Here is a 14,482-nt window from a genome sequence, read left to right on the forward strand (position 1 = left end):
CAATAGCAATGAGGCTATTTCACCACAGTTTGCTTCATGCCTAACGGTACAGTTGAGCCGAAAAACGCCCTAGCAGTTAACTAACTGCCCTATTTTTATGAGCGCGTTCTTAACCTTATCAGTCAGTTCGAAGGAGATGTTGATACGCATACAATTCTGAAATTGATTGTTGGCGGCAAACAGATTGCCATAGGCGATTGAGATGTCGGATTTCTTCAGCTCTTGGTAGATAAGGTAAGTGTCAATCATCGACTCAAACTCAAGCCAGAGAAAATACCCCCCTTCGGGCTTCTGCACGGAAACGACACCCGGTAAACACCTATTTATCCAACTAAGATATTCTTTCTGCCTCGCATGCAATTGCTTACGAAGTTTTCGTAAGTGATTGTCATAACTTTCGAATTGAAGGTAATGAGCAACACCTTGTTGAATAGGTGAACTCGCCGATAACGTCGAGGTAAGCTGTTGCTTCTGTAACCTGTCACTCAAAGTTCTATTAACCACCCACCCTATTCGGTAGCCGGGACAAAGTGATTTAGACAGGGAACCACACAGCAACACTTGGTCTTGGTCATCCCAATATTTGAGTGGGTACGGTTTACGCTCCTTGAAATGCAATTCTGCATAGACATCGTCTTCAATCAGGTAGACACTATATTGATTAGCCAACTCAACCACTGATCGTTTGGACGCATCGCTCAATGAGGCACCAGTCGGATTTTGATAATTCGCCATTAGCCAACAGGCTTTCACATCATTTTGGCTAAATGCCTGCTCAAGCTGTGGTAAATCTATCCCAGTTGAAGGATTAACGGGCACTTGCATCACGTTGAGCTTCAACCGCTCTACCGCTTGTAAAGCGCCATAGAAGGTAGGCGTTTCAATCACAACCGTATCGCCTGGCTCACAGACAACCTGCAAGCTAAGATTCAGCGCCTCCATGGCTCCCGAAGTCAACACGATATCTTCATGGGACACCGCAACACCATGAGTTATGTAGCGCTGAGCAATCATTCTCCTTAACGCTTCATTACCAGGTGGTAAATTTTGTATCACACTTTCTGCTGGGACTTTTCTACCCGCACTGGCTAAATGGCGGTTGAGCGATTGAAGAGGAAACAAATCAGGTGTGGGAAATGCGGAGCCAAATGCGACCGCGGCTTGATTGTTACTTTTTAGAAACTCGTAGAGCTCGTCATTGTATTCACTTCGAACAGTCGGCTGAGATCTTTCTCGTTGACCATTTTCGATGGCTGACGTAACAAAGTAGCCAGACTGCGGTTTCGCCTTGATCCACCCTTCTGATTCAAGCAGCTGATATGCTTGCAACACGGTCGCTGAACTGACCGAAAAGCTTTTGCTTGCTGCACGAAGGGACGGGATTTTTTCCCCGGGACGCCACGTGTTATCGATTATCTGTTGCTTTAATTTTTCTGCTAATTGCTGGTAGCGATTCATAGTTCCCTCATCATTGCCCAGCAAAGATACCATAGTCAGAAGAATCATGGGCTTACAAGCTTCTCACTCTAAGACTTTGTTTTTAGCGAACCCTGTTTGTAGAGTTTAATCACATTAAATATTAAAAACTCTGTTACATTTATCAGGTAATAGTGATCCAAACAACCTTAAATAAGGGATGATAATAATGAAAAAATACGATTCGTCACATATCGAGTACAAAGGCGAAAGCAACGGTGTACATAGTTGGACAACACCTTCTGGCCAACCGTATTACTGGCACCCTGATTGGCTACACATTGCGGAAGATGCGACTGGCTCACACCCAAAGCAAGACATTGAAGTGACAGATGGTGAACAAGCGACTGAGAAGCACGCTGCGAAAGCGATTCTCTCCTACCTAAACAAGTGGGCAGCAGACAAACTGGGCAAAAATCCGGACATCGAAACAAACGCCATTGAATCTCAGATGGACCTTAAAAAGTAAACCTCAGTGCGTACCTCGAAGGGTGCGCGCTTGCTTCTTACCCGCTCACATCCTAAACCTAGTACTAAAGTTGCAAAAATGTATCAATAGACGAAACAAATCGATAGAATACTCGGTCATCTATTACATAGACAAATCTATTACTCCGTTTTCATGTTTGTCTACAGGCTAGTTTTCGTCATATTGATAATGATATAAAGGCTTTGACATGGTTAACTCACATTACAATGCGTCTTTGACCCTAAAGCTGTATGCACTTGCAGCTGTGGTTTTCGGTCTTTATGGCGGGCGCGTCTGTCCGATGTTGGAAACGCTGACATCTGAAGAGCTATTTACACATGTAGCAATCACATTCGGTGCTGTTTATCTGTTACGTCATTTTGTCCTTCACCAGCACACACTTGTTAAAGAACAAAAACATGCGCAACTCGATACAACATTGATGTTTTTCGCTAGCTTAATACTCGCTGCCTTCTATAACGTCTATTACGACTTTCCTCTCGACAGCAATCTTAAAGTTCTGTTTGGAATGAGCTTGTTCGGTTTCTTTACCGGCTTACTGCTGCAATTAGATTCTAAAATCAAATGCTTCGATAGCTTAAACAGTGCGGAGCGTTATCAATTTGAACTCAGTGGTGAACGACAATCCATGGTTAAGCAGATGATTTTTCTCATTAGCCTGCTGTTAATCACATTGACCTCAATGCTCGCTATGGTTGCCGTTAAAGACATCTTTTGGCTTGAGCATAATCCCGAGCGAGTATTAGATGGCACTGGTAAGGTCAGCGTCATCAAAGAGTTTATTTATATCTCCATTGTGCTTGGCGCTTATGTCATCGCTATCATGGTTCAATGGAGCAAGTTAATGCGAAAAGTGTTGAGTGCTCAGGAATGCTCTCTCATAGAGGTCGCTAAGGGAAACATTTCTAAACGTGTTCCTATTTTCGAGCACGATGAGTTGGGCTCAATGGCTTCTCTGACCAACCAGATGCTTGATAGCTTAGAGTCGTCGCAAGATGAAGTAAAAACTACGCGCGACGTCGCCATTGTAAGCCTATCAGCACTTGCTGAATCACGCGACAATGAAACCGGTGCCCATATTCTTCGTACTCAAGAGTATGTCCGAGCGCTGGCAAAACATCTTTCTCAGTTTGAAGAACACAAACCTTTACTGACTGAGAACTATATCGAGCTACTCTACAAGTCCGCTCCACTGCATGATGTAGGTAAAGTCGGTATCCCTGACAATATCCTTCTCAAGCCGGGCAAACTCACTGATGAAGAGTTTGAAATAATGAAGCGTCATCCCGAAATCGGAGCCAAAGCCCTCTCAATGGCGGAAGGACAGCTTGGTAGCAACTCATTCCTACAGCTCGCTAAAGAGATCTCCTTAACTCACCATGAGAAATGGAACGGCAGTGGTTACCCTAACGGGCTTAAAGGGGAAGAAATACCGCTTTCAGGGCGATTGATGGCACTAGCGGATGTTTATGATGCACTCATTTCTGAACGTGTATACAAAAAAGCGTTTAGCCATGAGAAAGCAAAGTCTATTATTCTCGAAGGCAACGAAGTCCACTTTGATCCGCAAATCGTTGATGCATTCCTCGCTATTGAAGACGAGTTTGTCGCCATCGCTCATAAATATCGAGAGCTAGAAGCTAAGGAAAACGAGCTAGAGCAATTGATGCACGCATAGGCGGTACTAGACCTCTTCATTTTCGTGCATTTAAAGTCCCTTTACTTCGAAAATAAAGGGACTTTTCATATAAAAAACTTGGCTTAAACAAAATCCACACCAAATTACGACGCTTTTTTAAATTTTCTTCACTTTCGCTGTTGTTTCACTCTACGTAGAAAGGTATAAATAACCGAGTTACTTATACCTATCCCTTCGATAAACATGGATGACCATTATGTTTGAAAAAGTAGTCGCTGCTCCCGCAGACCCTATTCTTGGCCTAACTGAAGAATTTAAGAAAGATGCTCGTGCTGAAAAGATTAATCTTGGCGTGGGTATCTACAAAAATGAACAAGGTGAAACCCCTGTTCTAGCAACCGTTAAAAAAGCGGAAGCGGCACTTATTGAAACAGAAAAGACCAAGTCTTACCTAACTATCGAAGGTACTGCTGAGTATGCTTTAGCAGTTCAAAAACTTCTTTTTGGCAATGACGCTGAAATCGTTGCTAACAAGCGTGGTAAAACGGCGCAAGCTCCAGGTGGTACTGGTGCACTTCGCGTTGCTGGCGAGTTTATTAAACGCCAACTGGGTGAAGTAAAGATTTGGATCAGTAACCCAACTTGGGCTAACCACAACGGTGTGTTTGCCGCAGCAGGTATCGAGACTGCGCAGTACAGCTACTACAATGCTGAAACTAAAGACAAAGATTTCGCTTCTATGGTTGCCGATCTAGAGCAAGCATCTGAAGGCGATGTCGTTCTTCTTCACGGCTGCTGTCATAACCCAACGGGTATCGACCCAACAGCAGAAGAGTGGGAAACACTGGCTAAGCTTGTTGCAGACAAAAAACTTCTTCCACTTTTCGACTTTGCTTACCAAGGTTTTGCGAAAGGCGTCGAAGAAGACGCAGCGGGTCTTCGTATCTTTGCTCAATACAACAAAGAGATTCTAGTTGCGAGCTCTTTCTCAAAGAACTTCGGTCTATACAATGAGCGCGTAGGTGCATTCACACTAGTAGCAGAGTCGGAAGAAGTGGCAACGACAGCCTTCTCACAAGTGAAAGCAATAATCCGCTCAATCTACTCTAACCCACCAGCACACGGCAGCGCAGTCGTAACTCACATCCTGAACAATGCCGATCTACGTGCAGAGTGGGAAGCGGAAGTGAAAGAGATGCGTGATCGTATTCAGGAAATGCGTGAACTGTTCGTGGCAACACTTAAAGAGCAAGGCGTTGACGCTGACTTTAGCTTCATCGAACGTCAAAACGGCATGTTCTCATTCTCTGGTCTGTCCAAAGAGCAAGTTACTCGCCTTAAAGAGGAATTCGCAATTTACATCGTAGGTTCTGGCCGTATCAGTGTAGCGGGTATGACGAAAGCTAACATGCTTCCACTTTGTAAAGGTATTGCAGCGGTTCTATAACAGCTCACCTTCAAATACCGAAAAGCCAGCTATTTAGCTGGCTTTTTACTTTTATTGGTTTAGAAAAGATATCTCAGAGAAATCCCACCTTCATTGGTGGTGGCGCTACCCTTAATTCTAGCGGTTTCAAAGTCCCCGTCACGATGGGTATAAAAAGCGCCAACCGTAAATCGTTCTGCGAATTGATAGTCAGCTCTTACGTTAAACAGCGTTTCTTCTAGCAAGTCTGTGTAGTTAAACTCTCCTCGCCCTGCCAACTCCCATTTCTCAGTCAGCGCATACTTAAGCTCTAAACTCGCACCAATCGAAGGCTTGCTATCACTAAATAGTTTTTCTTCGGTACTATCAAGAGTCTGTTTTGCCCACAAATAACCGACTTTAGCACCCGCAACCACATCCAGCTTGTCCGTCACCGGATAACGATAAGCAACGCCTGGTAACAAAGTATAGAGCTCTGTCGTGACATCTTTCGGATGTATAAACCTTGCAGAGTAGTCGAGCGTAAATAGAATGTTATCACTCCATACATAGTTACCACCCACCGCAAGAGCAGTAGCATTGTTGTCACTACCCAAACTTTCATTCAGCGACCCAGAACTTAAATCTGCGTAGAGGAAATCATAGTTTAGTTCGTTTATTTTATTGGGTTCTGCGGCATGCACCGAGCTAGCAAAGAGTAAAGGGGCTAATATCCAACGGTACTTCAATTCCATTATGACCTCTTAAGTCCATATACTGCACAAATTAACGGCGGCAAGCTTTCCTATGTCGAGGTAAGATTAACGGCCAAATTTTTCAACCAGAATCCACGTTAGATACTGGGTATGTGATTTATATTGATAAGAAAATATAGAACAAGTAAACGTCAAGTTACTGAATAAATTGTGAGAATTATGATCTTGTACGAATTCAGATGCTCAGATAGCGAAAAAGATCTCATGTGAGATCTTTTTCCGAAAAGTATGAGCAATCGAGACTAGTGATGGTTTGTTGAAAAATAGTCTTACTACAGTCTGATAATTAGCTCGTCTTGGGACAAGGGTCTGATGTCTGCTTTGGATTTGGTTTTCAGTCGTTCTAGTAGCTCTACATCCAACTCGTAAGGCATAACGATTTTGAGCTCTTCGACACCTTCACTCTTTGCTAGCTGAAGCAGCGTAGCAATATTTGATTCATCACTACGATTCGCCGATAGCGATTTCATAGCTTGATCCCACAAGCGATCTTCAACCGATAGCGTATCTTTTATCGTATTCTTCCAAGCAAGGCTGAATATCGGAGCAAACGTGCTCATCGCTTCCAAGAAAGTCCATTTCTTACTACAAGAAGCACCGAGAAAAGAAGTATAGTCGAATACAACACTTGTCTTGCCTAGATGTTCCATATCATCCCCCGTAATATCGGCAACACAGTGTACTCAATATCCTAGATCAAACTGGTTATAGCAATAGGATATAAAACAATGGTCTTTTATACCCTAATTCTGTTTTAAAAAGCTATATAAAAACCAATGCGGTAACAAAATGCGTACAATAAAATGATATAAGGAACCGGTTGCTTAATATTTTAGATACCAAATAATATCTTGTTCCCTAAACACTATTTTATATCAACAATCTTGCTCGCTTTTTTGTACTGAATTCTCCAGCCCTTCCAGTTCGGTAACTCCCAACGTTTTGGATACCCTTTACGCAGTCCATCGCTGTGTACGACATAAACCAGCTTTTTCTTAGCGTGGTATTCAACATCGAGATTAAGATCACCCAATGCGAGTTCAAAAGGATACGCACTAGCAAAGTCCTCGTACTCCCAATAAGGTATTCCTTCAAAGACAAAATCATCGGCGCTAAACAGCTCAAGTTCACTGATATCATCCAACTCAAGTAAAGTAAGCTGCTCTGTAAACCAACTTTCAAAGTTTAGCTCATCAAGGTTAGCATCCGAACTCCCAAGTCCTAGCGCGAGATACAGTTTCCAGTGCTCAATTTGCTTGTGACGAGTTTCTGCAAACCCGGGTAGTAACTGATTAGCAATGACGGCTTCAAGCATGGGCTGAATGGCAAGTTCACCTTGAGCCATTTCATGTCGAGTGGCAATGACCCTTCCCGCATAGTTCAATCTCATCTCGACCATTGGTTGTGCATCAACCGTTATCACCTCTCCCTGTTGCCACTCACCTAGGCCAATCTCACTGAGCGCGTTAAGTGCAATGGGCATAGTAAAGGTGGCTAAATTGAGGGTTTGCTTCACGCCTCTGCCCGGCAAGCTATGAGTATCGAGGACAAGGGCGGCTTCTTTTTTAGATGGGAAACGGCTCTCTCGACCCAAAACAACTTCCATCTCACCATTACCCATTGCTTCTTTTCGCTTCAATCTGCGCACAAAAACGAGTTCAGGATGCAAGCGAGCAATTGCCTCAACCAGTTCTTGATGTGAATAACGAGAAGCGACACTGAGCTGAGGTAATTCAAATACTTCTCTCATTTGAGCTGAGAGTGCTCTTGCTTCCTTTGCAACATCTGCGTCTACCTTGATCCCAGAGAACTGCTCTCCTCTAAGGATTCCGATAGCAAGTTGACCATCACAGCCCCAAGGCTCTTCTTTCTCTAACTTTTCTCTTTCTTCTTCATTGCTAGACAGGCGATACAAGTTGGCTGGCGTAGCCAATACAGAGGTGAGATCAACCATCGCCTCTTGGAGAGGTTTAGAAGGCATTCGAGTGACTAAGTCGGCGTATAGTGCGTCAATAGGTAAAGGGTAAATCCGCTGACCATGTTCGGTGGCAGTTCCCACATCATTGATTGCCCCCATCGCAGTGAGTATTTCATTTGCTTGGTTGAGAGAGCGCTCAGGCAGTAACTCCAAGAAATTTAGCTGCGCTAAAGCCTTACCACAACTTGCAGACGCTAGCATGGCTTCGGTTAGCGACTCTCGATGCATCTCTGGCGGTGTCACTTCTGTCAAAGCAGCGTGTTCACCATATAAACGAATACAGATACCATCCATAACTCGACCGGCACGCCCACTACGCTGCTTCGCACTTGCTTTGGAGATATGCTTTAAACTTAGAGCTGTTCGCCCATTACGCTGTTCTGTTCTTCGTTCTAACCCTGAGTCAATTACCGCTACTATGTTGGGGATAGTCAGTGACGTCTCGGCAACATTGGTCGCCAAGACGACTTTTTTATAGGCTTGTGTATTAAGTGCGACTTCTCGCTGCTCATCGGTCACCGAGGCATGAAGTGGAACGGCAACTAAGCCTTCAATTCCCGCCAGCTTACTCTGACATTGACTGATCTCTTTTCTACCCGGCAGAAACACTAGAATGTCACCGTCAATATCGCTGAGCGCCAACACTTCTTGCTTTACTTTTTCATCAAGGCTTCTTGCATCAGGAAGCTGCCTTGAGTCGCCTGCTCGATACCCTATTGAGACATCGAAGTTACGCCCCTCGGCATACATACGCTTCGCGCCGATGTAATTGGCCAGCTTTTCACCCTCAATGGTGGCGGATGTGACGACTAATCTGTGTGTCTGGCTATCTTTAAGCAAAGCGACCAACAAATCGGTATCCCAGCGTCGCTCATGGAATTCATCGACGATAACCGTATTAAAGCCCTCAAGCTTGTTCTCAGAAAACCAACGCAACGCCACACCAGGCGTCACAAACACGACTTGCGTGTTTTCATCAAAGCGGCTCTCCAGCTTAATCGCATAACCAACTGACTGTCCCAGAGGTTGATTACTTTGCTCAGAGAGAAACTGAGCCAATGAGGTACAAGCGATGCGTCGTGGCTCAATCACTAGAACCCTGCCTTGCTGCGCCGCCCAAATGGGTAAACGCGTCGACTTACCCGATCCTGTCTCTGCTTCTACGATGAGATGATGAGCGGAAAGCTGGGATAAAAATTCGGTTTTCAGGGTATCTATGGGTAGGCTAGTCATGATTTACGCGTGGGTAGTGCTAAAGCATGAAATTATATACGCAATCTTTGCCAGAATGCAGGAATATTCAGTTTACAATACGACAACGAATCCCTATCATTTTTATGTTCCTGTTCCCAAAGGTCTGTTGACCCTAACACCCTACTAAGGCATGTGATGAATAACGATAAACGCCCTCTATATATCCAATATGCAGGCCCTGCGCTTCTCAGTACTCCTCTTCTTAACAAAGGCAGTGCTTTCTCAGCTGAGGAAAGAAGCTCATTCAACCTTGAAGGTCTGCTACCAGAAAACACTGAAACTATTCAGGAACAAGTGGAACGCGCTTACTTACAATATCGTAACTTCGAAAGCGATATGGATAAGCACATCTACCTACGCAACATCCAAGACACAAACGAAACACTTTTCTACCGCCTTGTTCAGAACCACATCTCTGAGATGATGCCAATCATCTATACACCGACCGTTGGTGCAGCATGTGAAAACTTCTCGAACATCTACCGCCGTGGCCGTGGCCTTTTTGTTTCTTACGCTAACCGCGATCGCATTGATGACATTTTGAATAATGCTTCAAGTCACAACGTGAAGGTTATCGTAGTGACAGACGGTGAACGTATTCTTGGTTTAGGCGACCAAGGTATCGGTGGTATGGGTATCCCAATCGGTAAACTGGCGCTTTACACCGCTTGTGGTGGTATTAGCCCAGCATACACACTGCCAATCGTACTTGATGTGGGTACGAATAACCCGCAACGTCTTGCTGACCCAATGTACATGGGCTGGCGCCATCCACGTATTACCGGCACAGAGTACGATGCGTTCTTAGAAGAATTCATGCAGGCTGTTCAACGCCGTTGGCCTGACGCGCTCATTCAGTTCGAAGACTTCGCACAGAAAAACGCGATGCCGCTACTAGAGCGTTACAAAGATCGCTTCTGCTGCTTCAATGATGACATTCAAGGCACTGCGGCTGTAACTGTTGGCTCACTGCTTGCAGCTTGTCAGGCTGCAGGAAGTAAGCTTTCTGAACAGCGTGTCACCTTCTTAGGTGCAGGCTCTGCTGGTTGTGGTATTGCAGAAGCCATCATTGCTCAAATGGTTTCGGAAGGCATTAGCGATGCGCAAGCTCGTTCGCAAGTCTTCATGGTTGACCGTTGGGGTCTTCTGCAAGAAGGCATGCCTAACCTGCTCGACTTCCAACAACGTTTGGTACAGAAGCATTCAAACACGGCAGATTGGGAAGCAGAAGGTAACGGCTACTCACTTCTTGATGTCATGCGCAATGCTAAACCAACGGTTCTTGTTGGCGTATCTGGTGCACCAGGTCTGTTTAGCGAAGACGTAATCAAAGAGATGCACAAACACTGCGCTCGCCCAATCGTATTCCCGCTATCTAACCCAACAAGCCGTGTGGAAGCGACACCTAACGACATTATTCGTTGGACTAACGGTGAAGCTCTGGTTGCTACAGGTAGTCCATTTGATCCTGTGGTACATGACGGTAAGACCTACCCTATCGCACAATGTAACAACAGTTACATCTTCCCAGGTATCGGTTTAGGTGTATTGGCGGTTCAAGCTAAACGCGTGACTGACGAGATGCTTATGGAATCTAGCCGTGCCCTAGCAACATGTTCGCCATTAGCGATTAATGGTCAAGGCGCTCTATTACCGCCACTAGAAGCGATTCATTCTGTTTCTAAGAAGATTGCTTTTGCGGTTGCTAAAAAAGCGATTGAGCAAGGCGTCGCACTTGAGATCACAGACGAAGCGCTAGAAGAAGCGATTGATGCTTCATTCTGGCAACCTGTTTATCGCCGTTACAAGCGCACCGCTTTCTAAACGCACTGTTTATTCAAAACCCAGCACACGCTGGGTTTTTTATTCCTGCCACAAAGATCTCATGACGACAGACTGCACTGCCTTACACGCCAGCTTCATGATATCGTTACTCAATCGATGACAATCACATTAGTTTTCATGGAATACCTAGACCTTATGGGTGGATACCTACGCCCCTATCTGACAGAAATTTCGACAGCTTTAATCGCATGCATTTTGGTCATGGCAGGTGGAGAAATTAACGCATTACTGAGGAGATTGTTAAGAAACACCAACTTTGCCCTCAGAACTGTTGCGTTTGTCTTGATTAACGCATTTGGTTACGGCTTAATCATTGTCAAAGCAACACCTTACCTATCTCGGACACTGCGTGGCCTAGAGGCTGGCATCATGTTTTCCATCGTATTGTTTTGCTTTATTTTTATAGGTCTATGGGCGCAGCGGAATCGACAAATTTAGTGCGAAGATTATTTCACCACGAAACCAGACAACAAACTTGGCTTAAGCTGGCGCTAAGAGCGTTAGCGTGGCTGCCTGTCGCGTTAGCGATCCTTGCCGTGTCTTTATTCGCAATTGATCGATGGGTCTCTTACCAAGCCAGAGACCAGCTATTTACCGACACCGAACAGATCGAGTCTTTTGATGTTGCGGTTGTTCTGGGAACCAGCAAGTATTTAGGCAAAATTCTCAATGAGTATTACACCCATCGTATCGACGCGGCGATAGAACTGTATCAGCAAGGCAAGGTGGACAACTTTCTTCTGAGTGGCGATAACGCGCATCGCTCTTACAATGAACCTTGGACGATGAAACGTGACTTGCTTAAGGCAGAGGTACCCGAAGAGAGTATTTTTTTAGATTATGCGGGGTTTAGAACTTTGGACTCCGTTGTTCGAGCAAAAGAAATTTTTGATACCAATAACTTCCTAATCATTTCTCAAAAGTTCCATTGCGAGAGAGCCATATTTATCGCCAATTCACACAATATTGATGCGAAATGTTTTGCGGTTGCAGGGCCTTCGAAACACTCTGGATTTCAGGTCAGAATGAGAGAAGTATTTGCACGCGCAAAAGCGGTTTTGGACATCTATATTACCAATGCGAAACCAAAGTTTCTGGGCCCCAAGGAGCCCATCCGGATCGAACAACTTCCTGAACCCGAAGCAAAACCAGAGTTAGCCGAACAACCTTTAATTAGTCAGTCTGAGAGCTAACCACAACCTGGTTTCTTCCTTGTCGCTTCGCCAAATACAAAGCTTCATCGGCACGAGTGATCATTGCGTTAGTGCGCTCCCTAGAGCGAGAAGCAACCCCTATACTGGTTGTCAGCGGGTCCCCATGTACCCAGATATGAGATTCAATTCGATGTCGGATTCGTTCCGCGAGCTCAGATGCCTCTTCCAAATTCAATCCAGGGCAAAAAACCACGAACTCTTCTCCCCCCCAACGGACGAGGCGTTCACTTGGACTAAGCATACTTAATATCACCATAGTGAACTCACGCAGAATATCGTCACCCATCGCGTGTCCATATTTGTCATTGACGTCCTTAAAGTGGTCAATATCAAGATATAGCGCCGCTAATGCCTTCTCGCGTCCTAATTTTCCTTCAAAATGCTTCTCTAGCCACTCCCGAATGGAGTGACGATTCATAGCCCCTGTCAGTGCGTCGCGATTTGCCAATTCTGCAAAGTGGATATTCTGCTCTTGTAACTCTTTGTTTAGTTTGCGAAGGTGTTCCTGTCTAAAATGAGACTGAAGAATCAGGTGGTGGCTACGTTTTATCTCCACAATACTGTATACAAGCGCTAGCGAAACCCAAAATACCAGCAAGGCCAACATGAGTGTTTCACCATCAATATAGTTTCCGATGAATTCGATGCTCTTGATAGTCATCTTGTACTCACCAGTAAAATGACCCGAGCCAGTCGCTAACTCCAACTTAGTCACGTTTGTGAACTCCGGTGCAGAATGAGCAATTGGTATCTGGTTATCCGCTAACCACCACGTTAACACCTGCAAATTAGCAATCGGGATCTCAATGATTCCGTTTCCTACCCCAGGGGAGTATGCCAGCCCATTGTATTTTTGCGTGTATTCATCCTCAGCAGAAGAGTACGCTGGATTAAAGTTGCGAAGGTAAAAGCGTAGCGTAGGTTCAGTGGCGCTATCGAGTTGCTCAAAGTCAATATTCAATCTAACCGTATGGTAGTTTTTTAAGTTGATACCTTGCTGCATGGTGTCACCAAGTTGTATTGATACACCACAATAAGGCCAAGGATAAGCATCTGATTTATCTAACTTACAATTTAATACCACTTCAGATTCAGATAGCTCTAAACTTGCGGTACTGACGCCCCCTAAAGCTTGGTCGTCTGTGGCCAAAAAGGTAAACTGACTGGGGAAAATTTTAAAGACGTGACCACCTCCGTGCATCCAATATAACTGCACAACCAATATGGTCACAACGACCATGAAAAAGGTGACCTTATGAACAACTTTCAATACTAGAATCCAACCAATTATTGTGCTGAAAAACAGCGAACAGAATACAATACCAATTAATAATACGACTTTGGTTCCATTTTATCGCGTTTTGGGTATATGACAGCAGGTAAATATTAGATCTGACTCATAAACTTAGTGCTTATTGACTTAAATATAACCAAACTAAACCACGACAGTTACATTATTGCTTACTGGCATAGATTTGCCCGAGTCTGGGTAAAAACTGCTACAATGGGGGTCTAAAAACAAAGAGGGTTAACCCTCATTAAAGTAAGAGCACTGTCATGTCTTTATTAGCTAAAGGTACGCTAAGTAAAATGCGCGCCTCTCTCGAAAATACGGTTCATTATCGCCTTCCAGTCGGTGACGAGTTAGTTGACCTATCCCCTTTCATTGGTAAGAGCCTCACACTCACTCATACTGGGAATATCTTTTGTAGTTCTTGTGGTAAAAAAACCAAAAAAAGCTATTCGCAGGGGCACTGCTTTGTTTGTATGAAAAAGCTCGCCAGTTGCGATATGTGCATCATGAAGCCTGAAACGTGTCATTACGATCAGGGGACTTGTCGCGAACCTCAATGGGGAGAGGAAAACTGCATGGTCGACCATTTCGTCTATCTATCAAACACTTCAAGTTTGAAAGTGGGCATCACTCGTCACACCCAGATCCCAACCCGCTGGATCGATCAAGGCGCTACTCAAGGCTTGCCGATTTTCAAAGTGAAGACTCGCCACATTTCAGGCCTTATCGAAGTTGAACTGGCAAAACACATCGCGGATAAAACCAACTGGCGCACCCTGTTAAAAGGTGATGGAGAGCCAATGGCGCTAGAAGAGCGATTTGCTGAACTCTTGCCTTTGGTTGAAGACAAAATTGCTGAAATTAAACAGCTGTACGGTGAGGACGCGATTGAGATCCTAAGTGAGAGTATCACTGCCATTAGCTACCCAGTGGAGCAACACCCTACAAAAATCACTTCTCATAATTTTGACAAAAACCCAGAAGTCACGGGGATTTTGCAAGGAATTAAAGGTCAGTACATGATCTTTGATACCGGAGTAATCAATATCCGTAAGTTCACTTCTTATGAGGTAGAAGTCAGCGCCTAATAGTGAAAAAGAAAGACCTCCAC

General features: G+C 44.6%; 12 protein-coding genes. 7 read left to right on the plus strand and 5 right to left on the minus strand.

Translation table 11 applies throughout. The features are described 5' to 3' along the window. Positions 1–69: 69 nt before the first annotated feature. Positions 70–1,458 (minus strand): aminotransferase-like domain-containing protein, encoded by a 1,389-nt coding sequence (locus IX91_RS08730; RefSeq protein WP_038197442.1) that lies wholly within the window; start codon positions 1,456–1,458, stop codon positions 70–72. Positions 1,459–1,645: 187 nt separating this feature from the next. On the opposite strand from IX91_RS08730, the gene IX91_RS08735 reads away from it, so the two are divergent. The 3 genes from IX91_RS08735 (at position 1,646) to IX91_RS08745 (ending at position 5,052) form a co-directional block, all read left to right on the plus strand. After that, positions 1,646–1,945, plus strand: coding sequence for a hypothetical protein (locus IX91_RS08735; protein ID WP_004746158.1), 300 nt, complete (start codon positions 1,646–1,648; stop codon positions 1,943–1,945). A 208-nt stretch (positions 1,946–2,153) separates the two neighbouring features. Next, positions 2,154–3,644: an HD-GYP domain-containing protein gene (locus IX91_RS08740; RefSeq protein WP_004746157.1), complete on the plus strand. Its 1,491-nt coding sequence runs from the start codon at positions 2,154–2,156 to the stop codon at positions 3,642–3,644. Between the two features lie 217 nt (positions 3,645–3,861). Further along, positions 3,862–5,052: an amino acid aminotransferase gene (locus IX91_RS08745; protein ID WP_004746156.1), complete on the plus strand. Its 1,191-nt coding sequence runs from the start codon at positions 3,862–3,864 to the stop codon at positions 5,050–5,052. 59 nt (positions 5,053–5,111) lie between these two features. Here the strand turns inward: IX91_RS08745 and IX91_RS08750 are convergent, their stop codons facing one another. The 3 genes from IX91_RS08750 to IX91_RS08760 all read right to left on the minus strand — a co-directional run bounded on the left by IX91_RS08750 (position 5,112) and on the right by IX91_RS08760 (position 8,997). Then, positions 5,112–5,765, minus strand: coding sequence for an outer membrane beta-barrel protein (locus IX91_RS08750; RefSeq protein ID WP_004746155.1), 654 nt, complete (start codon positions 5,763–5,765; stop codon positions 5,112–5,114). Between the two features lie 293 nt (positions 5,766–6,058). Beyond that, positions 6,059–6,436, minus strand: a complete 378-nt coding sequence (locus IX91_RS08755; RefSeq protein ID WP_004746154.1) for a hypothetical protein — start codon at positions 6,434–6,436, stop codon at positions 6,059–6,061. A 215-nt stretch (positions 6,437–6,651) separates the two neighbouring features. Further along, positions 6,652–8,997 (minus strand): helicase-related protein, encoded by a 2,346-nt coding sequence (locus tag IX91_RS08760; protein WP_038197424.1) that lies wholly within the window; start codon positions 8,995–8,997, stop codon positions 6,652–6,654. A gap of 156 nt (positions 8,998–9,153) precedes the next feature. On the opposite strand from IX91_RS08760, the gene IX91_RS08765 reads away from it, so the two are divergent. From IX91_RS08765 to IX91_RS08775, 3 genes are all read left to right on the plus strand, one after another. Next, on the plus strand, positions 9,154–10,842 hold the full coding sequence (locus IX91_RS08765) for an NAD-dependent malic enzyme (protein WP_004749020.1): 1,689 nt from the start codon (positions 9,154–9,156) through the stop codon (positions 10,840–10,842). A 138-nt stretch (positions 10,843–10,980) separates the two neighbouring features. Further along, complete coding sequence (locus tag IX91_RS08770; RefSeq protein ID WP_038197444.1) at positions 10,981–11,301, plus strand: DUF3392 domain-containing protein; 321 nt, start codon at positions 10,981–10,983, stop codon at positions 11,299–11,301. Next, on the plus strand, positions 11,274–12,056 hold the full coding sequence (locus tag IX91_RS08775; protein WP_236642788.1) for a SanA/YdcF family protein: 783 nt from the start codon (positions 11,274–11,276) through the stop codon (positions 12,054–12,056). The genes IX91_RS08770 and IX91_RS08775 overlap by 28 nt, the downstream gene beginning before the upstream one ends. Here the strand turns inward: IX91_RS08775 and IX91_RS08780 are convergent. After that, a complete protein-coding gene (locus IX91_RS08780) occupies positions 12,037–13,317 on the minus strand; it encodes a GGDEF domain-containing protein (protein ID WP_004749023.1) in 1,281 nt (426 codons plus the stop codon). The two genes, IX91_RS08775 and IX91_RS08780, sit on opposite strands and share 20 nt — an antisense overlap. A 317-nt stretch (positions 13,318–13,634) precedes the next feature. On the opposite strand from IX91_RS08780, the gene IX91_RS08785 reads away from it, so the two are divergent. Further along, complete coding sequence (locus IX91_RS08785; RefSeq protein ID WP_004749024.1) at positions 13,635–14,459, plus strand: DUF2797 domain-containing protein; 825 nt, start codon at positions 13,635–13,637, stop codon at positions 14,457–14,459. Positions 14,460–14,482 lie beyond the last annotated feature (23 nt).

Origin of the sequence: Vibrio tubiashii ATCC 19109 (genome assembly GCF_000772105.1) — a bacterium.
Classification (GTDB): Bacteria; Pseudomonadota; Gammaproteobacteria; order Enterobacterales; family Vibrionaceae; genus Vibrio; species Vibrio tubiashii.